Genomic DNA, 20,348 nt, shown 5'->3' with positions numbered 1-20,348 from the left:
AACAGGCCGTTCCGGGTGCCTTCAATCCCGGTGACTCGCATCACCCGCTTCCACCGCTCTACCAGCGGCTTGAGCAGATGAGATGCGTGGGGAGAAAGGAGGCCATTCAAGGAGTTAGGTACCGATGACGAGGGCGGAAACTGTCCGATCTTGAGCGAGAAGGCGGACAGTGTGTCAGTTACAAGAACGTTATATAGCCTCAATGCATGGTTTTCAGTGCGCTGGCCCACCGGGCTAGGGTCTCAAGCAGGGTTTGCGCGCTCTTTTCATGAATAGCCGTTGGCGTGAACGTGCCATTTTCCAGGTGATCAGCGACCATCGGGATCATCACCTGCTGTTTGACCGGCACCATTTCCAGCGTGTTCAGCATGTGCTTGGCGGTCTCAACCGAACGAATGCCTCCCGAGATGCCGCCGTAGCTGACGAATCCGGCGGGCTTGTAGTTCCATTCCTTGTACAGGTAGTCCAGCGCGTTAACGAAGGATGACGGCGGGGTGTAATTGTATTCCGGCAGCACAAAGATGAAGGCATCCGAGTCATCGACGATCTTCGACCAGCGCCTGGTGTGCTCGTGCTCATATTGCTGCATGGCAGGATGATTGGGTTCGTCCAGCAGCGGCAGGTTGATGTCTTGAAGGTCGGCAAACGTGATGTCGAACCCGGCAGGGTTAGCCCGGGCATGGGCATGGAACCAGTCGGCAACGGCCTTACCGGCCCGGCCGGGGCGAGTGCTGGTGAGAATGATGGTCAGTTTCATCGTATAGTCCTTTTATCAAGTGTCAGACATCATGCGCCAGGGAATGGGCGGTGGCATCAGCCGGTCGCCGTCGAATTCGGGAACATCGCCGAATCGCGCATCGCCGGCCTCCCATTCCTGCTGCGCCTGGGCGATCTCGGCCTTGCTGTGCCCGACGAAGTTCCACCAGATGAAGATCTCTTCGTTCAGCGGCTCGCCGCCCAGCAACAGTACGCGGGTGCCGTCGTCAAGTTCCAGCGCGATGGCGTCGAGCCCGCAGCCCAGGTAGGCCAGTTCGTTTGGTGAAAACGTATCCCGACCGATGCGCAGGCTACCCTCAAGCACGAGCACGCCGTACTCAAAGCCTTTATACAAATCCAGATGTACAGTGGTTTCGGCGTCGGCCAGCATATCGGCCCCCACCAATGGTGAAAATGCGAGGGTGGGCGCTTCATGACCGTTGAGCGCGCCGGTGAGCAGCGTGATATCGACGCCCTGTTCCTGCCAGCGTGGCAGGTCGGGATAATGATCGAAGCGGGGCTTGGTATGCCGGTGAGCGTAGGGCAGCGCGATCCATAGCTGCGCCGCATGCAGCTGTGATTCGCTCGCGAGTGATTCTTCAGTGTGCGCTATACCACGCCCGGCGGTCATCAAGTTGACTTCCCCCGGGCGAATGACCTGTTCGCTGCCCAGACTGTCGCGATGCAGGATATCGCCGGCCAGCATCCAGGTGAAGGTCTGCAGCCCGGTATGTGGATGCGGGCCGACGCGCATGCCCTGACTGTCCACGGTAAATACCGCAGGCCCGGCGTGGTCCAGAAAGCACCACGCCCCGATCATGCGCCGCTCGCGCTGGGGCAGGACCCGGTTGATGGGAATACCGCCTACCTCGGCCTTACGCGATGAGAGATGCTGAATAAGCCGGTGACCGTCAACGACGGGGCACTCGCGCGATTCGAACAGCGCAGGGTTTGATTCGGTGTTGCTCATGGCATTGATGTTCTGGATAGATCGCTCAGCTAGGTTGCCGCTGGAGCAGCAACCGCCATGTTCTGTTAGAGCCTATTTACTCTGCAGTGCAGGACTCGAGACGCTTACCGCTCGTATCGTCTGCGTTGTGTTGAAACAGTGTTCCCTGTGAGCCCGAGCCGGAACCTTTTGTCCACCATTCCAGGCCGCCGCCCACATAGCGTGCACCACTTCCCGAAACTGCGACCTGCATGCTGTATGTGGTGTTTTGGTAGTCCACTCTTGCCGAATCTGTAGTGGGATAGGCGGCCGCAATTGTCTCGCCGCTGTCGCATGCATAGTGATATGTCACTGGCGTAGACGGGGAGGGTGCCGCTGTTTGGGCATCTTGCGGCTGTGACGTTGCACACGCGGTAATAAACAGCATGGAAGCGACCATAGGGGCTATGACGAGTTTCATATCTCTATCTCCGGTATATTTGAGTGAATCGATAACGCTTACTACAAGCAGGCCCGAAATTCTACTGGCTAACCAGCATGTCAGCACCGGTCTGATCCAGGAACACGCGTGTCTGGCTACTCGTGTTGCCGAACCGGATGAATTTCAAAGGCTCAGGCCAGATCAAACAGCAAAAGCTCGGCATCTCGCTGACCGACTACATCGATCCGCTCCCCGGGGCTGAAGGCCGCCGCATCCCCTGCGGAAAGCTCCTCGCCGTTGACTACCGCTTCACCCTTGGCTACATGCAGCCAGGCATGGCGCACGGCGGGTAGCTCGGCCTGCTCGCCGGCTGCAAAGCTGCCCAGATAAAGATTGACGTCCTGATTGATACTCACGGAGTCGTCACGCTCGCCGGGGGAGACTACCAGGCGCCACTGGCCTTGTCGCTGATGACGCGGGAAGGCTTTCTGTTCGTAGTTGGGAGCAATGCCACGCCGCTGTGGCAGGATCCATATCTGCAGAAAATGAAGCTCCTGCTCGCTTGAATGATTGAACTCGCTGTGCAGAACGCCGGTGCCCGCCGACATGCGCTGAACATCCCCCGGACGCATCACCGCACCATTGCCCATGCTGTCCTTGTGAGCCATCTCACCGTCGAGCACGTAAGAGATGATTTCCATCTCTTCATGGCCGTGGGTGCCAAATCCATGACTTCCCTGTACGCGGTCTTCGTTGATCACGCGTAGCGTACGAAAGCCCATCTGGTTAGGGTCAAAGTAGTCAGCAAACGAAACGTATGGCGCGAGCGCAGCCAGCCATGATCGGCGTGGCCGCGCTCATTGCCTGCGCGGATCAGCATGAGTTGCTCCTCTCTTGGCTGCTGGCTTGGCTATTGGCTTTCATGCCTTTTCACGCACGCCGTGGCCGGGCAGACGCTCGCGGTCGTGGGGACGCTCAAGGTCAAGCTCCGGCCCCTTGGGCACGATGCCATTAGGGTTGATGGTGTCGTGGCTCATGTAATAGTGGCGCTGGATATGGTCAAAGCTGACCGTTTCCTTGACGCCCGGCCACTGGTACACCTCGCGCAGGTAGTTCGACAGGTTGGGGTAGTCTTCAATCCGGCGCAGGTTGCACTTGAAGTGGCCGTGGTAGACGGCATCAAAGCGCACCAAGGTGGTAAACAGGCGAATATCCGCCTCGGTCAGCCATTCGCCGGCCAGGTAACGCTGCTCGCCAAGCCTTGCCTCCATGCGGTCAAGCGCTTCAAACAGGGCCACAACGTGTTTCTCGTAAACCCCCTGCTCGGTAGCGAAACCGGCCTTGTAGACGCCATTGTTGATGTGATCGTAGACATCGGCGTTGACCGCATCGATGGTCTCGCGTAGATCTTCCGGATAGAAATCCAGCCGGTTACCGGTGTGCTCGTCAAACGCCCCGTTGAGCATGCGCACAAGCTCTGCAGACTCGTTGTTGACGATGCGCCAGTCGCGCTTGTCCCACAATGCCGGCACCGTGACACGCCCGGTGTATTCCGGGTTGGTCAGGGTGTAGAGCTGATGATGATAGTCAACGCCGTTGACCGCATCGCCGCTTGAGCCTTCATCGACGTGATACGTCCAGCCCTTCTCCCGCATCAGCGGGCTGGTATGCGACACGCTGATCAGCCCTTCCAGCCCCTTCAGCTTGCGCATGATCAGCACCCGGTGTGCCCAGGGGCAGGCAAGCGATACGTAAAGGTGAAAACGATCCGCCTCGGCGGCCACGCCTGGGTGACCGTCTGCGGTGGGCTGGCCGTTGGACGTCACCCAGTCGCGCAGTTTGGCGGATTCGCGCACAAACTCGCCACCGTGCTTTTTGGTGTCGTACCACTGATCGCGCCATTCGCCGTTGATCAAGAGACCCATGGTGATTCACTCCGTTTGCAAGGTTCGCTGGGTGGAATGTCAAGCCAGAAGCCGGGGAGGGAGAGCACCGTCCTCCCTCCGCCAGGCGGGCTTAGCAACTGAACTTAGCGACTAAGCTTTGCCGCCACTTTAGCCACGTGTTCGCCTTGGAAGCGGGCAATGGCCAGCTCCCGCTCGTCGGGCTGGCGCGAGCCATCGCCGCCGGCAATGGTCGAAGCGCCGTAGGGCGTGCCCCCGCCCACCTGGGAGATATCGAACAACTCCGGGGTCGCGTAGCCGATCGGCACAATCACCATGCCGTGGTGTGCCAGGGTGGACCATGTAGAGGCGATGGTGGTTTCTTCACCGCCGCCTGTGCCGGTCGAGGTGAATACACTCGCCACCTTGCCCACCAGGCCGCCGCTGGCCCACAGGCCGCCGGTCTGGTCAAGGAAAGTGCGCATCTGGCCGGACATGTTGCCGAAGCGCGTGGGCGTGCCGAAGATGATCGCGTCGTACTCGGTAAGCTCCGCCGGTGAGGCCACCGGCGCTTCCTGGTCGGTCTTGCCGCCGGCCGATTCAAAGACGTCGGCCGGCATGGTTTCCGGAACACGCTTGATCGTGACCTCGACGCCGTCTACCCGGCGTGCGCCTTCGGCGACGCTATTCGCCATGGTTTCGATGTGGCCGTACATGGAATGATAAAGCACCAGTACCTTGGTCATTGTTGCCTCCTGGGGAATATTCCCGTTCTTGGGTTTACAGAACCACTGCTTGATTGCCTCGGTCAGCCCAGCCATAAGAGACCTCCTGATGGTTGGTGAGGCTTAACGCGCCTTGCGAGCCAGATACGGGTCAAGCGAGACGCTACCCGCACCGCTGATGGCTAACGCGATGGATATGGCCAGCAGGGATAGAGCGAACTCATAGCCGTTGTTGCTAATGAACAAGCCGTTGGCGATATGCACGCTGAAAATCGCCATCAGCATGGTGACAGCCAGTCCCACCGCGGCCGGACGGATCAGCAGGCCGAGGATCAAGGCAAGGCCGCCGAAGAATTCGGTGCCACCCGCCAGCAGCGCCATCAGAAAGCCCGGCTCGATACCCATGGCAGACAGCCACTGGGCGGTACCGGTAAGGCCGCCGCCGCCAAACCAGCCAAACAGCTTCTGTGCGCCGTGAGCCATGAAGATAACACCGGCCGGAATGCGCAGCGCCAAAGGAGCAATACCGGCGTTGCTGGAAAGAACCTTGTGGACCAATGATGTGTTCATGCGAAAGTCCTAGCGATAGATGTGTTGATGTAATGACGATAGCTTAGCCACTTTAACGTGCTAAAAAGTGGCATTATTTAAAGCGTAAAGAACGGATAATTCGATCAAACTCATATCGCTCGGCCATTCGCGGGGCAGTTTCCGGCCAGGCGTATTGCTACGAGAAGACGAAATGACACAGAGAATTCCCCGTATCAGTCTGGAGCAGTGGGCCATATTGCAAGCGGTGGTGGATGAAGGCAGCTACGCCCGAGCCGCCGAGGCGCTCAACCGCAGCCAGTCATCGATAAGCTATGCGCTGAAAGGCATGCAGGAGCAGCTGCCGGTGGAGGTACTGACGATGCAGGGGCGCAAGGCAACGCTGTCGCCGGCGGGCGAAACGCTGCTGCGACAGGCGCGCGTCTTGATCGATGACGCCTTGAGCCTTGAGTACCTGGCTAGCAACCTGGCCGAAGGATGGGAAACAGAAGTTCGGCTGGCGGTAGAAGCCATCTTCCCCACCGCCCTGCTGAGTCAGGCATTGGCGGCCTTTGTGCCCGAGAGCCGGGCGTCAAGGGTGCAGCTCATCGAGTCGGTGCTGTCCGGCACCCAGGAAGCCCTGCTCAATGGAGAGGCCGATTTGGTAATAACTCACCGCCCGCCTCCCGGCTTTCTGGGCCAGCCGCTGCTGGACGTGACCTTTCTCGCGGTGGCGCACCCCGAGCATCCGTTGCATCAACTTGAGCGCGAGCTGACCCACCATGACCTGCGCGCGCATCGCCAGTTTGTGGTTCGGGACTCGGGGCTCAAGCGACGCCAGGATGCGGGCTGGCTTGACGCCGAACAGCGCTGGACCGTTTCCCAGCTCAGCACCTCGATTCAGTTCGCCACGGATGGGCTGGGGTTTGCCTGGCTACCTTACGAGCATATTCGCGGGGAGCTGGAGGCAGGCACCCTGAAGCGGCTCCCGCTGATGGAAGGCGGACAGCGGCAGGAAACGCTGTTTCTGGTGCATGCCGACCGCAATGCCTCAGGTCCAGCGACACAGGCGCTGGCTGCGGCCTTGCAAGCGGCCGGATGGCGGTGGCGAAACGCCATATCAAGCTGCAGGACAACATGACCCTTTCTTTGGTTCTCTCACCACAAAACCGGGGTCCTCATATGCCGCTTATCATTCGTCGGGCGTTTTTGATGCTTGTATCCGGCCTTTTCATATCTTCCCGGATACTCCCAACCCACTGGTTCGCATCACGCGTCTCTCCACCGCATCCAGCAGCTGGCCGCGGCCGGCTTCCACCAGGCTGAGCCAGTGGCGGGCGCGGGTGATGCCGGTGTAGACCAGCTCCCGCGTGAGGATCGGGTTGGGGGCGTCGGGTAGCAGCAGGGCGGCGTGGGTAAACTCAGAGCCCTGGGACTTGTGCACCGTCATGGCGAAGACCGTTTCCACCGCCTGCAGGCGGCTGGGCAGCACCCACTTGATTTGGCCGCTGCCGTCGCCGGCGGGGAAGGCCACGCGCAGTGACGAGGCGCCATGGTGGGGCCCCCGTGGCGAGGCCGTCGGCCGGGGCAGCGCGAGGGTGATGCCGATATCGCCGTTCATCAGTCCCAGGCCGTAATCATTCCGGGTCACCAGCACCGGTCGGCCGGGATACCAGAGGCGCCGGCCGTCGCCGCTGTCGATCAATCCCTCCTTCTCCAGCGCGGCGCGGATGCGCTCGTTGAGCCCTTCCACGCCCCAGGGGCCGCGGCGCAGGGCGCAGAGCAGCTGGAATCGGCCGTGGGCGGTAAGCACCGAACGGGCCCAGTCGTCCAGGGCCCCGCGCTCGACCTCGCCGCTGGCATCCGGCGGCGGCGAGGCATCTTGCATCGTCTCCAGATAGTGACGATAGCCCACCGGCGGCATTAGTGGCTGGTCGCGCAGCCGGCGATTCACGCCGGCACCGGGAAAGCCCCTGGCGTGGCCCGAGACCACCAGGCGCTCCAGTCGGCGGTCGTTGTCGGTGTCGAGCTTCAGGTGTGAGAGGTCGGCGTAGCCGTGGTCGAGCACGCCACGGATCGCGGCACGCTGTTGTCTGCTCGGTGCCTCGCGGCCTGGTGCCCGCCCCTGCTGATTGACGGCGGCGGCGAGCTGGCCGATGCCACTCTCGGCATCGAAACGGTGGCTGACCCGCAGCATGGCGATGGCCTGGTCCAGTGGCGTGCCCTCGGCATCGTGCATCTCCGGAGGCAGCGCCTGGCCGATGGCCTCGGCGAGCCAGTCGGCGGTGTCGGGCGTGTAGTGTCCGCCCTCCGCCCGGGCGCAAAGATCGCCCAGCACCGAGCCGGCCTCGACCGATGCCAGCTGGTCCTTGTCACCCAGCAGCACCAGGCGCCCGAGGGGCGGCAGGGCGTCGAGCAGGGCGGCCATCATCTCCACATCGACCATGGAGGCCTCATCCACCACCAGCACGTCCAGGGGCAGCGGGTGGCGGGCATTGTGGCGGAAGTGGCGGGTATCGGGGCGTGAGCCCAGCAGGCGGTGGAGGGTGGTGACCTCGGTAGGAATCGCCTGGCGAAGTCGCTCGCCGTTGTCCTGGGAGGGCTGATCTGTTGCCGATACATCGGGCTCCCGCGATCCAGTCGTTTTCCCTGGCGCCTCAGGGGACACCAGCAGGGGAGCCAGTGCCGTCATGTCCAGCCCCGAGACCTGCCCGGCGATGGATTCATTGAGGCGCGCGGCGGCCTTGCCGGTGGGGGCGGCCAGGCGAATACGCAGCGGGCGGCATCCCGCGCCGAGTGTCAGGGCCTGCAGCAGGGCAAGCAGCTTGACCACGGTGGTGGTCTTGCCGGTGCCGGGCCCGCCGGTGATCACCGCGAAGGGCGAGCGGGAGGCCAGGGCGCAGGCGGCCTTCTGCCAGTCCAGGGCCTCGGACGCCGGGAAGAGGGCGGCGAGAGCCCGGGAGAGGGGACCAGTAGCGGAGGGCGGGGAGGGCCGCCCCCGCGGTCTATCGACGCCGATCGCGACATCGGTTGCCGGCCTGCCATCCAGGCCTTCCAGCCGGGTGGCGATATGCTGCTGGATCGAGCGTTCATGATGCCAGTAGCGGCGCAGGTAGAGCCGGGCGCCCTCGAGCACCAGCGGTGTGCTGCCGGGACCGTCGCCGATGAGCACCGGATGGATGAGCGACGTCAGCCAGTCGGCGAGGCCAAGTTCGGCGAGCAGCTGGCTGGGACGCGGCGGTGGATCCTCCAGGCTGTCGCCCTCCGGTGGCAGCGAGAGAGCCAGGTCCGGTTCGGCCAGGGTCTGTGTCAGGTCCAGACACACGTGACCACGACCGAGCTGGTGGCTGGCGAGTGCCGCGGCCAGCAGCAGTGGCGCCGGGGCATCGGCCACCTCGCGGGCCAGGAAGGCGGCGAAGGCCCGGTCCAGGGCGCGCAGCCAGCCGCGGTCCACCCAGCGGTCGAGCAGGGCGAACAGGGCGTCGGTGTCGTGCAGGGCCCCGGTGGTGGCGGCCCGGGCGGTAGGTGAAGGGTCACTCATGGCTGGCCTCCGGGGCGGTGGCGTCGGCGTTGCGGAACAGGGCGTCGAGTTCCTCGATCAACTGGCGGGGCGGGCGTTCGCGATGGACGCCGCGAGAGGGGGCATGCTGGCCGCGCAGGAACACGTAGAGCGCCCCGCCCAGGTGGCGGTCGATATCGTAGTTCGGCAGGCGTGCCTCGAGCAGGCGATGCAGGGCCAGCAGGTAGAGGCAGTACTGCAGGTCATAGCGCTTCTCGCGCACCGCCTCGGCCATGGCGGCCTCGGAATAGGCCGCGTCGTCGCGGCCCAGGTAGTTGGACTTCCAGTCCAGCACATAGAAGCGTCCCTCGTGTTCCACCACCAGGTCGATAAAGCCCTTGAGCATGCCGTTGAGGCGGTCGCGTTCCAGCGCCGGGCGTGCCGCGCCCCCCAGCGTATGGGCGCTGATCAGGGCGTCCAGGCGGCCGGTATCGACCCGGTGAGCGGCGAACCAGAACTCCAGCTCCACCTGATAGCGAGCGCCCTCCAGCCGGTCGAGGCGCAGCGGCGCTACCGGTCCCTCGGGGGCGTCGGGCACCGGCAGCTCGCTTGCCAGCAGCCCGTGGAGCCAGGCCTGCAGCGCCGGAATACGCTCGCGCCAGCCGCGCAGATTGGCGCGTCGCGCCAGGGTGTCATCCAGCCGCTCGGGAGCGACGGCCAGCCGGGCAAAGCCTTCCTGGCCGGCCCATTCCAGAAGGCCGTGCAGGAAGGTCCCCGCCGCCGGACCCCGGGGGAAGCGGTGAATGGAACGATCTGCGCTCGGCCATACGGCGTTGATATCTTGCTCGAAATGCTCATTTAACGGCTTGTGAACTCCGCCTTCTCGCAAGATATCGCCTTGTCCGGCCTGCGCTCGATGGCGTTCCATGTCTGGCGCCACCCTGTCGCTGGGCTCGTCGCGCAACTCTCGGGCGGTGGCCTCCAGAGCGGTTTCGGGCTCTATCAACAGCGCCTTTTCAGGTTCTTCCAGAAGAGCAGGTTCTTCCAGAAGAGCAGGTTCTTCCTCCCCACCGCCGATGCGTCCGCCGCTTATCTGCAGCGCCGAATAGCTGGCGATCCACCAGTGCTCCCGGGCGCGTCGAACCGGCGTCAGCGCCTCGCGCAGAATCGCGTCGTTCGCCTCGCCGGGCACCATGAGGTCGCTGGGCTCCGGTGCCGGCATTACCCGCAGCTCCGTCTCCGCGGCCTCGTGGGCGAGGGGAAACAGGGCCTCGAGCAGGCCCTCCGTCGAGGGTGACGAGAGCGGTGCACCGGCGGTCAGTACCTGGCCGATGGCGCTGCGCTCCAGGGCCTGGAGCGGGGCGAGGCCCAACCAGGTGGCGTGACGGGCGCGGGTCAGGGCCACGTAGAGCTTGCGCAGGTCCTCGCCCAGGCGTTCGTCGTCGGCACGGGCCAGCACATGCTCGTCGGGTTCCAGGGAGAGCTTTCGGTGGCCCGCTTCGTCGTGCCAGGTCAGCGGCAGGTCGCTGGCCTGCTTCGCCCGGAAGGCGCAGATAAAGGGCAGGAAGACCAGCGGATATTCCAGCCCCTTGGACTTGTGAATGGTGACGACCTGCACCAGGTCGGCGTCGCTCTCCAGGCGCAGACGATGGGTGTCGGCCTGGGCCGGTGGCTGGGCGCAGGCCTCGCCGAGGTGGCGCAGCAGGGCATGTTCGCCGTCAAGTTCAGCGCTGGCCTGCTGGAGCAGTTCGCCTAAATGTAAAAGGTCGGTGAGGTGGCGTTCACCGCTGGCGCTCTTGAGCAGCCGGGTGGGGATGGCGAAGTCGGCCAGCAGCCGGTGCAGCATGGGCAGCACGCCCTGGCGCTGCCACTGGCGGTGGTAGGCCCGAAACTGCAACACGCGTTCCTCCCAGGCCAGCTCGTCATGCTGCAGGGCGTCGAGCTCGGCCAGAGACAGCCCCAGGCTCGGCTGAGCCAGGGCCGCATGCAGGCGACGCTCGCTGTCGGGCTCGGCGCAGGCGGCCAGCCAGGTCTCCAGCTCCAGGGCCGCGGATGTCTCGAACACGCCCTCCTTGTCGGAGAGGTAGACGCTCTTGATGCCGCGCTCGAGCAGGGCGTTGCGGATCGCCCTGGCCTCGCTCGCGTTGTTGACCAGCACGGCCAGGTCGGAGGGCGCCAGCGCCCTGAAGGGCTCGCCGGGCGTTGCAAAGCCGGTGTGTCCGGCCTGGCCCTCGCGCAGCAGCCGGGCCATCTCGGTGGCGCAGCGGGTCGCCATTTCCTCGAAGTAGGCGCCCTTGCTCATGCCCTTCTCGGGGGTGGCGTCGTTCGCCAGGTGCCACAGCGTCATGGCGGGCACGGGTGCCCCGTCGCGCACCAGGGAGTCCTTTCTGCCCTGGGCGGCGACCGGCAGGAACGGCACCGGGTTATCGGCCACCGAGGGCTCCTGCGGCGTTTTTTCGTGGCGGAACAGGAAGGCGCCACGCCCGGCCGGGTGAGATTCGGCGAAGCGAAACACGCGGTTGACCGCCGCCACCATGGTCCTGGCCGAGCGAAAGTTGGTGCCCAGGGTGACATGGCGCCCGGCGGTATCGCGGCGTGCCTGCAGGTAGGTGTGGATATCGGCGCCGCGGAAGGCATAGATCGCCTGCTTGGGGTCGCCGATCAGCAGGATGCCGCTGGGGGCATCGGGGTCCGGCGGCGCCGCGAGCCGGTAGACATGATCGAACAATCGGTACTGCACCGGGTCGGTGTCCTGGAACTCGTCCACCAGCGCCACCGGGAACTGGCGACGGACATGAGCGGCCAGGGCCTCGCCGGAGGGGCCGGCGAAGGCGGCGTCGAGGCGCTCGAGCAGGTCGTCGGGGCCGAGTTCGGCGCGGCGCTGCTGTACACGCTGGCGGCGCCGGCTCATCCAGCGCACGGCGTGGGCCAGCAGGTCGGCGTGGGCATCGGGCAGGGCCTTGAGCCGGTCCGGCAGCTCGGCGATGGCATGCAGGGCGGGGTGGTCCAGGGGCTCGCCCGTCTTCCAGATCTCGGCGATGCCCGCCGGGGTCAGGCGCTGCCAGGCGGTATCGGTCAGCCGGGGGACGTCGAGCTCGGGGTCATTGGCCCAGTCGCGCAGGGCACCCAGCCAGCTGGCGCGACTCTTGCTGTTGAGCTTGCGCTGATCGAAGGCCTTGCCGGCCGCGGCGGCCTCCAGGGCGTCGCCGAGCTCATCGAGCCAGGCGGGCCAGGGCGCCTTGAGGTCTTCCAGCACGCGCTTGCGCTCTGCCTGCATGTCGGCCAGTGCCCCGGCGGGGGCCGGGGCGTCGGGCAGCAGGTCGGCGTCGCCCTGCAGGCGGCGCACGTCGGCGGCCAGGGCGTCGGGGGTCTCCCAATAGCGGGTGATCACCGACAGGGCTTCAGCGTCCAGGGCGTAGTAGAAGCTGCGCCAGTAGTCTCGGGCGACTTCGAGTTCGAGCTCCGACTGGTCGAGGTTCATCTCCAGGGAGAACAGGCTGCCGCTCTCGAAGGCGTGCTCGCGCAGCATGCGGTGGCACCAGGAGTGGATGGTGGAGACGGCGGCCTCGTCCATCCACTCGGCGGCCAGCTGCAGGCGTCGGGCGCAGGCGGGCCAGCGCTCGCGGGGGTAGCTGTCGCGCAGTGCCAGAAGAGGGTCGCCGACCTCGTCTTTTGATGGAGCTTTCATGAACGGAGCTGATCCGGAGGCGGCATTGAAATGGGAGACTGTCCCCGGCTGTGCCGCTTGAAACGCCTCGGCGGCTTCCACCAGCCGGGCGCGGATGCGGTCGCGCAGCTCCCGGGTGGCGGCGTTGGTGAAGGTTACCACCAGGATCTCCGGCGGGGTGAGGGCGAGGGGAAAGCTCTCGTCGTCGGCCTCGTCCCGAGGGCCCAGCACCAGGCGCACGTAGAGCAGAGCGATGGTGAAGGTCTTGCCGGTGCCGGCGCTGGCCTCGATCAACCGGCTGCCGGTGAGCGGCAGATGAATCGGGTCCAGGGTCGGGGGTGTCGGGTCCTGTGGGTTCATGCCTTGCCTCCCTTGCCTTTCCCGTTGCTTCCCTTGGTGCGTTTGTCCTGCGGTTTCCTGACCGCGCGCAGCAGCGGGGCGTAGAGCGCCTCGGCCAGCTCGGCAAAACCCATGGGGTCAGACCCCATGAGCGAGGGGTCTGACCCCACGGGAGAGGGCTCGGCGCGGAGCATGGGCTCCAGCGCTGGCCACTGGCGCATCAGGTAGGCGTCGCGGCCGCGCTCGCCATGGTCGTTGTTGAAGCCGCTGCCGTAGTAGGCGGTGTCGAGGGCGTTCCAGGCCTTGTTATCTTCGTCGCTTGTCTGGCCGGCCTGGCAGCGCTGCATGGCCTGGGGCGTGCCGCCCTTCTCCAGCCAGGTGAAGGCGGTGTCCCGGGCCAGTGGCAGGGGGGTGGCCATGCCGCGTTGCCAGGCCGTGGCAATGTCCGCAAGCCGTGCGCGGGCCTCCTCGGCGGGAAGCGGGGCCAGGGTGCCGCCCCCGGCGCGGGAGAGCAGCCGCGTGGTCATGGGGCCTTCCAGCTGGCCGGCGAGATGGGCGACCCAGGGGGTGAGCCAGTGCTTCCAGTGATACTTGCCCTTGCTGACCAGGCTGCTGGTGGTCAGCAGCACCCGGCAGCGTTCCATGGCGTCGTTGACGCGCAGCTCGCCCAGCCAGTCCTCCAGCACCAGGTCGACGCCCAGTATCTCTCGCAGGTCGAGAGAGACGTCCAGCGGCTCCTGCAGGGCGTGGGGCCACTCCTCGAGGACCCGGCGATACTCGGAGAAGAGGCTGTCCATAGGTTCGACGAGCTCGTCGCGCATGCGCTCGGCGAAGCCGCCCATGGCCAGGCGTCCCTCGCGTTCCAGGCGCTCCAGGGTCGCCTGCATGGCGGGCTCATGGGGCTCGCCGGCCTCCACCGCCGCTCGACTCGCATCGATCAGGGCTTGCTGTAGTTGCCAGCGGCCGAGGCCATCCAGCATGAAGGGCTCGCTATCCAGGGACTCGGTGGCCTCCGTTTCGAGGTGGACCCTGAGCCGCGTGTTGAAGAAGGCCGCTACCGGGGCCTTGAGGAAGTGGCCCAGCTGGGACAGGGTGAGCGGTTTCTCCTGATGAAACGGCGCCAGCGGTGTTGTGCCCGTGGGCGAGGCGTTCGCGGAGTCGGCGTCGGGGCGATGCGGCTCGCGCCATTCGTGGGCGTAGGTGGCAAGGCTCGACCCTTCGCGGAAGTAATCGATGCTGAAGGGCTGCAGCGGGTGCTCGGTGGTCAGCGCGGCCAGCAGTGCCTCGCTGTCGTCTTCCTTTCCGGCCAGCCGCCAGCCCCGGGCGATATGGTCGCGCAGCTGGCTGAGCAGCACCGAGGGTGGCTGCTCGGTGTTGTCGATGATGCTGCGCCCCACCCAGCTGATGCTCAGCCGGTCGCGGGCCGAGAGCAGCGCCTCCAGGAAGAGGTAGCGGTCGTCCTCGCGTCGGGAGCGGTCGCCGGGCCGGTAGTCCTGAGCCATGAGGTCGATGTCCAGCGGGCGCTGTACCCGGGGATAGTCGGCGTCGTTCATGCCCAGCAGGCAGACATGGCGAAAGGGGATGGCGCGCATCGGCATCAGGGTGGCGATATTCACCGCCCCGGCCAGGAAGCGCTGGGAGAGGCTCGTCTCGTCTATCTGGGCAAGCCAGTGCTCGCGCACCACGGATAGCGGCAGGGGCTCGGTGAGCCCGGCCTCCTCGGCACTCTCCTGCCAGACTTCCAGGGCCTGCTCGAGCCGCGTCAGCGCCATCAGGTCCTGGTCGGAGTCGGCCAGGAAGCAGGCCTCCAGCAGGCCGCGCAACCGCTCGCCCCAGGTGGCCACATCACAGGGCTCGGCCAGTATGCGCCACTGGGTCTCCAGGGTGTCGACCAGCGCCATCAGCGGGCCGGCCAGGGAGGCCTCCAGTCCGCCGATATCGTCATAGGGTTCCACGCCCTGCCAGGGCCCCTCGGCGGCCGAGCCCACCGCATAGCCCAGCAGCAGCCGGCGCAGGCCGAAGGCCCAGGTGTTGGCGGTGAGTCCCTCGGGCAGGTCGAGGCTCTGGCGCTGGCGGGCGTCGAGCCCCCAGCGGATGCCGGCGCCCTCGATCCAGCGGCGCAGGGTGGGCAGGCCGCCCTCGGGGATGGCGAAGCGGGCCCGCAGCGCCGGCACCTCCAGCAGGTCGAGCAGGTCGCTTACCGAGAGGCGCAGCTCCGGCAGGCGCAGCAGCGACTCGAGCGCGATCAACAGCGGCAGGCGGTGGCGGCTGGCCTGGTCGGAGAGGGTAAAGGGGATATGGCGAGGATCGTCGACGCCGAGGCGGCCGAACACCGCCTGCACCGCGGCGGCGTACTGGTCCACATCGGGCACCATCACCAGGATATCGCGGGGCTTGAGAGTCGGGTCCTCGCTGAAGGCGGCGAGCAGCCGATCGTGAAGGATCTCCACCTCGCGCAGGGCGCTATGGGCCACCTGGAAGCGCAGCGAGCCATCCCGGGCCGGGTCTATCGCCGGCCAGGTGTCGCGGGTTTCCTGGAGCGGGCGAAGCTCGAGGATATCGTCCTGGAGCTGGCGAAGCAGGCCGGGCTCGGTGCTCTTCCCTCGAGAGCCTTCTCCGCCATCCAGCGGCGAGTCGAAGAGGTCGATGCGTAGCGCCTCGCCCTCGAACAGCTTCCGGTAGGCCTGGGCCTCGTCGAACTCATCCAGCAGGCGCAGGTAGTCCCGGCCCTGCTTGCCCCAGGCGGCGAGCAGCGGCTGGGCGTGAAGGTGCAGCTCGGTGTCGGCCAGGTCCGCCGGCATGCCGGGGCGGCGGCGCTGGCGCCGGCGTTCGGCGCGAAGCAGGTCCTTGTGCTCGATGATATCCGCCCAGTAGTGGCGGCAGGGGTTGTGCACGCAGAGCAGGACCTGGCTGACCCGCGCCATGGCGGCCAGCGCCTCGAGGGTCTGGGCGGGCAGCGAGGAGATGCCGAATACCACGACCCGTCGCGGCAGGCCTGCCGGGGGCGCTTTTTCCGGGGTCGGCTGAGGGTCGAGCCCGCGGCACGCCTCGAGGAAGCGCTCATGCACCGCCGCGCGGCTGGAGGCCAGCCCCTCGGGGCCGATGTCGTCTCGCAGTGCGCGCCACAGCTCGGCCTGCCAGCGCTGCTCCTCCGACAGGGGGCGCGACTCGCCGCGGGCCGTCAGGATCACGTCATGACCTGTCGCCCAGGCGGTGAGCCAATCGGCGCGGTAGACCTGGTACTGGTCGAAGAGGTCGGCCAGGCGCTCGGCCAGCTGGTGGCGCTTGCGCAGGTCGTCGTCGCCTTCCAGGAAGCGAGCCAGGGGAGCGAAGGTCGGTGAATCGAGCAGGGCGGGCAGCAGGCGCATCAGTCGCCACACCAGGCGCGGCTTGTCGAAGGGAGAGACCTGCGGCACCTGCTCTTCGCCTTCTCGTTGAGAGAGAACGGCACGATAGGCCTGCCACAGGAAGCGTGCCGGCAGGGTCACGTCCAGGGCCGCGGCGATACCGGCACCGCCATGCTGTCGGTCCTCGGCCAGTGCCAGCTTCAGCCACTGACTGATGCCGTTGCTCTGCACCAGGATCGTCTCGTCCTCCAGCGGCCCCAGCGGATGGCGCCGCATCCACTCGACCGCCAGGCCGCGCAGCGACTCCAGGCGGTTACCGTGAATCACCATGAAGCCGGGCTGCAGGGCGGAGTCTTCGAGGACGGGCATGGTGCGGTTCCTTCGCGGGTGGTCAGAGGGGGCCTTGCCATGGTGCCATACTCCATGGCGCGGGGCTGCCTGCCCGGGTTCGATAGATGTGCCGGGTAGGCTAGGCTGAAAGGGAAGGCCGACAGGCCCCGAGCGAAGTCGAATGATCCCCAAGGAGGTATGTCATGAAGCGCTTGATTCCCGGTACCCGGAGCATTTCACGCCCGCTGGCGGCGGCACTGCTGTTGGCGTCCACATCCGTCCTGGCCGCATCTGCCCTGGCCAATGAAGGCCACGATCTCACCTTTACCGGTGATGGCTCCTTTATCTCGCCCCATGGTGGCCAGACCATCCACGTGGCGCTGTATGACGTAACCGCCGGCGAGGTCGTGGCCAGTGATACCGGCAGCGTCTCGACGAGCGAGGAGCCGGCCTTTTCCTTTACGTTCCCCGGTGCGCTGGAGGAAGGGCGACTCTACGACGTTCACTACTGGGCCGACTCCAACTTCGGCGGCGGCAGTGAGGGTCAGTGCGACCCGATCAACATCGACCATCAGTGGCGTGAGGCGCTGATTCACGTCGAGTCGTCGGTCACCCTCGATGTGGTCCATGAGCCGGCGATGCAGGCGCCTGTCTGTACCAGCTTCGAATAGACATCACCGCCCAGGCTATCCGCGCCGGCGCCAGGGACCGTTGCCGCATTAAAGCAGCATCGGTACCTCGCTCGTCGACATGTGTTGCACATCGCCAGGGCGCACTCCGGGATGGGGAACCATACAAAGGCTGGTTCGATAATGGAGTTCCTTGAATGAGTGATTATCTGCTGGAGGAGCATGAGCTAAGCCCGGGCAAGATCTACCGCCTGTTCTCGGGCAGTGCCATGAGCGCCCCGTCCTAGCCGGAGTCGCAGTGCAAGGCCGCGATATAGCGGCTAGGTGAAGGCCCATTGCTACGTAGGCCATGCGTTTGACTCAAGCTCGTGGGTGGCATCCTTCAAGGGTGAGTTCCCCCGGGCAGGCCGAGTTGGTCGGCCAGATCATGGAAGTCGTCGGCCACCAGGTCGAAGACCGGATCCACCGAGAGGTCGGGAGTGGCGTCGGGGCCGTGCTCCAGGGGGCGCCGGACGAAGGCGGTGCGAAAGCCCTCGCGGTGGGCGGCCTGGAGGTCGTCCTGGTGGGCGGCGACCATCAGGATGCGTTCGGGGGGCTGATCGAGCAGGCGGGCTGCCATGCGGTAGACCTCGGGGTCGCGCTTGTAGTGACCGGCGAGTTCCGCCGAGAGCACGCAGTCCCAGGGAAGGCCGGCGCGCTTGGCCATGTTGACCAGCAGCGAGACGTTGCCGTTGGAGAGGGTGGCCAGCACGTAGCGTTCGCGCAGTCGGGCCAGCCCGGCGACGCTGTCCGGCCAGGGGTCCAGACGGTGCCAGACGCGGTTGAAGTGTTCCCGCCGGGCCTCGTCGAAAGCGTCGGCGAGGCCGAACTGCTCGAGCAGGCGATCCAGCGTCATGCGGTGCAGGTTGTCGAGGCGCGTCCAGGGCAGCTCGCCGCGACGAACCCGGTCCATGGACGGCGCATAGCCGCCGCGCCAGGCGTCGGCGAAGGTCGCCCAGTCCGCCGCGAGGCCCAGGCGGCTGCCCAGTGCCTCGCCCTCGCGGATGACGCTGCTACGCCAATCTACTACGGTACCGAAGACATCGAAGGTCAGGGCCCTGACATCGGCCAGGGCGTCAGGCAGTTGCGTCATCATCGCTTCTCCAGTGCCTCTTCGAGCAGTTCCAGGCGGTCCTGGCCCCAGAAGGGCTCACCGTCGAGCATGTACCAGGGCGCCCCGAAGCAGCCATCGTTCAGGGCGGCCTGGCAGGCCTCGTCCAGGCGTCGCTGGCCCGCCTCGCCAGCGGCCGCCTCCAGCAGGGCGGAGCCGTCCAGTCCGCAGGCGTCGGCGATCTCGCCCAGGGTCGCAGGGTCGGCGATGTCACGCTCCTCGGCCCAGCAGGCCCGCATAAGTGCAAGCGACAGCTCGGCGATGTCATGCCCCCGCGCCTTGGCTGCCAGCGCCAGTCGGGCCGCCGGACGGTCGTCCGTCGGGAAGTGCGCCGGTTCCCGGTTGAGGGGAATGCCCAGCCGCTGTGGCCAGCGCCTGAGTTCGGCCATGCGGTAGGCCTGGCGCTCCGGGGCGCGCTTGGCCAGTGGCAGACCGCCGGTGTGCGGGAAAATCGCCCCGAGGGTGATTGGCACGTAGTCCACGGTGGCGCAGTGGCGGGCCGTGATCTCGCCGAGGCTCGCGTGGCCCAGGTAGCTCCATGGCGAGATATGGGTGTAGTAGTAGCGGATCGTGGTCGGCATGGTCGCCCCTCAGCGGTAGGTGTCCTGGAACTGCTGGCGCAGCTGGTTCTTCTGCACCTTGCCCATGGTATTGCGCGGCAAACTGTCGATGAAGAACACTCGCTTTGGCTGCTTGTAGCGGGCCAGCCGCCCCTCGAGGTGATTGAGCACTCCGGCCTCGTCGACCCTGGCTCCAGGCTGGGGTACCACCACAGCCGTGACGCCCTCGCCAAGGTCAGGATGGGGCAGACCGATTACCGCCGATTCCGCCACACCCGAGTACTCGTCGATCACCTCTTCTACCTCCTTGGGATAGACGTTGAAACCGCCGGAGATCACCAGATCCTTGTCGCGGCCGACGATCTGCACGTAGCCGTGCTCGTCGATCATGGCCAGGTCGCCGGTGATAAAGAAGCCGTCATCCAGTAGCTCTTCACGCGTCTTCTCGGGCATGCGCCAGTAGCCGATGAAGACGTTGGGGCCCCGCACCTGGAGGATACCGATCTCGCCATCGGCCGCTTCCCGGCCGGTCTCGCGGTCGGTGATACGGATTTCCACTCCCGGTAGCGGCTGGCCCACCGTGCCGGCCCGGCGCGTGCCATCGTAGGGGTTGGAGATATTCATGTTGGTCTCGGTCATGCCGTAGCGCTCGAGGATGGCATGGCCGGTCTTCTCCTCGAAGGCCTGGTGGGTCTCGGCAGTCAGCGGCGCTGAACCGGAAACGAACAGCCGCATCCTGGCGGTAACCTCGGGAGTCAGGCGCGGGTCGGCCACCAGGCGAGTATAGAAGGTGGGCACGCCCATCAGCACCGTGCCGTGTGACATCGCCTCGACGATCACGTCGGCATCGAACTTCGCCAGGAAGAGCATGCTGGCGCCCGCCATCAGGGTGACGTTGCAGGCCACGAACAGTCCATGAGTATGGAAGATCGGCAGGGCGTGAATCAGCCGGTCGGACTCGCTGAAGCGCCAGGCTTCCATCAGGGTGGCGGCGTTGGAGGCCAGGTTGCGGTGGGTGAGCATGGCGCCCTTGGAGCGACCAGTAGTGCCGGAGGTATAGAGGATGGCAGCCAGATCGTGCTCGTCGCGGGGTTCTACCATCTCGCACGGGATAGCTGCGGTGGCCGCTTCCATCAGGCTACCGTCTGCAGCGGTGCCCAGCGTCTGTACCGACGGACAGCCGGTGTCGGCGGCAATGCCGCTTGATTCCGTCAGCGTCGCGGGCCGGCAGACGAATAGCGCCGGCTCGGCGTCGGAAAGAAAGTAGCGGATCTCGTCCCCGGTGTAGCCGGTGTTGAGCGGCAGATAGACGGCACCGACGCGCAGGGTGGCGAGGTAGAGCAGAATCGTCTCGGGACTCTTGTCGACCTGCACCGCGACCCGGTCACCGGGGGCGACGCCCAGCCCGACCAGGGCGCCGGCCAGGCGTGCACTCATGGCGAGCGCTTCGGTGTATGAATAGCCGCGTCCTTCGCGAGTGGTGATGAAGTCGGCGTCGCCACGCTCTTGCATGCGGCGCGCAAAGGTCTCGAAAAGGTTGTGGCTCATTCTGGTTACAGCTCCCT

14 protein-coding genes and 1 pseudogene are annotated in these 20,348 nt (G+C 65.8%); 2 read left to right on the top strand and 13 right to left on the bottom strand.

What is annotated here, in order from left to right; all coding sequences use genetic code 11:
• Positions 1-199: 199 nt before the first annotated feature.
• The 7 genes and pseudogenes from Q358_RS0108890 to Q358_RS0108865 form a co-directional block, all read right to left on the bottom strand.
• Positions 200-757: an NADPH-dependent FMN reductase gene (locus Q358_RS0108890; RefSeq protein WP_027961725.1), complete on the bottom strand. Its 558-nt coding sequence runs from the start codon at positions 755-757 to the stop codon at positions 200-202.
• A gap of 15 nt (positions 758-772) precedes the next feature.
• The gene (locus tag Q358_RS0108885; protein ID WP_027961724.1) at positions 773-1,726 is read right to left on the bottom strand and encodes a pirin family protein; all 954 of its coding nucleotides are present in this window, start codon (positions 1,724-1,726) and stop codon (positions 773-775) included.
• 76 nt (positions 1,727-1,802) lie between these two features.
• Complete coding sequence (locus Q358_RS18175) at positions 1,803-2,132, bottom strand: MliC family protein (RefSeq protein ID WP_245598298.1); 330 nt, start codon at positions 2,130-2,132, stop codon at positions 1,803-1,805.
• A gap of 185 nt (positions 2,133-2,317) precedes the next feature.
• Positions 2,318-3,006, bottom strand: a pseudogene (locus Q358_RS16960) (pirin family protein).
• Between the two features lie 40 nt (positions 3,007-3,046).
• A complete protein-coding gene (locus Q358_RS0108875; protein WP_027961723.1) occupies positions 3,047-4,051 on the bottom strand; it encodes a glutathione S-transferase family protein in 1,005 nt (334 codons plus the stop codon).
• A 104-nt stretch (positions 4,052-4,155) separates the two neighbouring features.
• The gene (wrbA, locus tag Q358_RS0108870; protein WP_027961722.1) at positions 4,156-4,755 is read right to left on the bottom strand and encodes an NAD(P)H:quinone oxidoreductase; all 600 of its coding nucleotides are present in this window, start codon (positions 4,753-4,755) and stop codon (positions 4,156-4,158) included.
• Positions 4,756-4,857: 102 nt separating this feature from the next.
• Entirely contained in the window at positions 4,858-5,304 is a 447-nt protein-coding gene (locus tag Q358_RS0108865) for a DoxX family protein (protein WP_027961721.1), read from the bottom strand.
• A gap of 172 nt (positions 5,305-5,476) precedes the next feature.
• Between Q358_RS0108865 and Q358_RS0108860 the strand changes: the two genes are divergently transcribed.
• A complete protein-coding gene (locus Q358_RS0108860; RefSeq protein WP_027961720.1) occupies positions 5,477-6,403 on the top strand; it encodes a LysR family transcriptional regulator in 927 nt (308 codons plus the stop codon).
• Positions 6,404-6,493: 90 nt separating this feature from the next.
• Here Q358_RS0108860 and recD read toward each other — a convergent pair whose 3' ends face one another.
• The 3 genes from recD to recC are packed head-to-tail and all read right to left on the bottom strand — an operon-like array spanning position 6,494 to position 16,483.
• Complete coding sequence (gene recD / locus Q358_RS16955; protein WP_043487942.1) at positions 6,494-8,803, bottom strand: exodeoxyribonuclease V subunit alpha; 2,310 nt, start codon at positions 8,801-8,803, stop codon at positions 6,494-6,496.
• Positions 8,796-12,788 (bottom strand): exodeoxyribonuclease V subunit beta, encoded by a 3,993-nt coding sequence (recB, locus tag Q358_RS0108850; RefSeq protein WP_027961719.1) that lies wholly within the window; start codon positions 12,786-12,788, stop codon positions 8,796-8,798. Before recB ends, recD begins: the two co-directional genes overlap by 8 nt.
• Positions 12,785-16,483, bottom strand: a complete 3,699-nt coding sequence (gene recC, locus Q358_RS0108845) for an exodeoxyribonuclease V subunit gamma (RefSeq protein WP_027961718.1) — start codon at positions 16,481-16,483, stop codon at positions 12,785-12,787. The genes recB and recC overlap by 4 nt, the downstream gene beginning before the upstream one ends.
• A 164-nt stretch (positions 16,484-16,647) precedes the next feature.
• Here recC and Q358_RS0108840 point away from each other — a divergent pair, with 164 nt between their 5' ends.
• Positions 16,648-17,115 carry a hypothetical protein gene (locus Q358_RS0108840; protein ID WP_051530270.1) on the top strand — a complete coding sequence of 156 codons (468 nt, stop codon included), beginning with the start codon at positions 16,648-16,650 and terminating at the stop codon, positions 17,113-17,115.
• A 340-nt stretch (positions 17,116-17,455) separates the two neighbouring features.
• Here Q358_RS0108840 and Q358_RS0108830 read toward each other — a convergent pair whose 3' ends face one another.
• The 3 genes from Q358_RS0108830 to Q358_RS0108820 are packed head-to-tail and all read right to left on the bottom strand — an operon-like array spanning position 17,456 to position 20,331.
• Positions 17,456-18,208 (bottom strand): haloacid dehalogenase type II, encoded by a 753-nt coding sequence (locus Q358_RS0108830; RefSeq protein ID WP_027961716.1) that lies wholly within the window; start codon positions 18,206-18,208, stop codon positions 17,456-17,458.
• Positions 18,205-18,804 (bottom strand): 2-hydroxychromene-2-carboxylate isomerase, encoded by a 600-nt coding sequence (locus Q358_RS0108825; protein ID WP_027961715.1) that lies wholly within the window; start codon positions 18,802-18,804, stop codon positions 18,205-18,207. Before Q358_RS0108825 ends, Q358_RS0108830 begins: the two co-directional genes overlap by 4 nt.
• 9 nt (positions 18,805-18,813) lie before the next feature.
• Positions 18,814-20,331, bottom strand: a complete 1,518-nt coding sequence (locus tag Q358_RS0108820; protein WP_027961714.1) for a malonate--CoA ligase — start codon at positions 20,329-20,331, stop codon at positions 18,814-18,816.
• Positions 20,332-20,348: the final 17 nt, after the last annotated feature.

The sequence above is a fragment of the Halomonas halodenitrificans DSM 735 genome, from assembly GCF_000620045.1.
GTDB classification, from domain to species: Bacteria; Pseudomonadota; Gammaproteobacteria; order Pseudomonadales; family Halomonadaceae; genus Halomonas; species Halomonas halodenitrificans.
Note: the sequence above shows the minus strand (reverse complement) of the source record. Positions and strands in the feature narration are given on the sequence as shown.

Coding starts and splice junctions, on each gene's coding strand:
- recD (WP_043487942.1), bottom strand. CDS start 8,803: ATGAGTGACCCTTCACCTACCGCCCGGGCCGCCACCACCGGGGCCCTG.
- wrbA (WP_027961722.1), bottom strand. CDS start 4,755: ATGACCAAGGTACTGGTGCTTTATCATTCCATGTACGGCCACATCGAA.
- Q358_RS0108830 (WP_027961716.1), bottom strand. CDS start 18,208: ATGATGACGCAACTGCCTGACGCCCTGGCCGATGTCAGGGCCCTGACC.
- Q358_RS0108875 (WP_027961723.1), bottom strand. CDS start 4,051: ATGGGTCTCTTGATCAACGGCGAATGGCGCGATCAGTGGTACGACACC.
- Q358_RS0108820 (WP_027961714.1), bottom strand. CDS start 20,331: ATGAGCCACAACCTTTTCGAGACCTTTGCGCGCCGCATGCAAGAGCGT.
- Q358_RS0108860 (WP_027961720.1), top strand. CDS start 5,477: ATGACACAGAGAATTCCCCGTATCAGTCTGGAGCAGTGGGCCATATTG.
- Q358_RS0108865 (WP_027961721.1), bottom strand. CDS start 5,304: ATGAACACATCATTGGTCCACAAGGTTCTTTCCAGCAACGCCGGTATT.
- Q358_RS0108890 (WP_027961725.1), bottom strand. CDS start 757: ATGAAACTGACCATCATTCTCACCAGCACTCGCCCCGGCCGGGCCGGT.
- Q358_RS0108885 (WP_027961724.1), bottom strand. CDS start 1,726: ATGAGCAACACCGAATCAAACCCTGCGCTGTTCGAATCGCGCGAGTGC.
- Q358_RS0108825 (WP_027961715.1), bottom strand. CDS start 18,804: ATGCCGACCACGATCCGCTACTACTACACCCATATCTCGCCATGGAGC.
- recB (WP_027961719.1), bottom strand. CDS start 12,788: ATGAACCCACAGGACCCGACACCCCCGACCCTGGACCCGATTCATCTG.
- Q358_RS18175 (WP_245598298.1), bottom strand. CDS start 2,132: ATGCTGTTTATTACCGCGTGTGCAACGTCACAGCCGCAAGATGCCCAA.
- Q358_RS0108840 (WP_051530270.1), top strand. CDS start 16,648: ATGAAGCGCTTGATTCCCGGTACCCGGAGCATTTCACGCCCGCTGGCG.
- recC (WP_027961718.1), bottom strand. CDS start 16,483: ATGCCCGTCCTCGAAGACTCCGCCCTGCAGCCCGGCTTCATGGTGATT.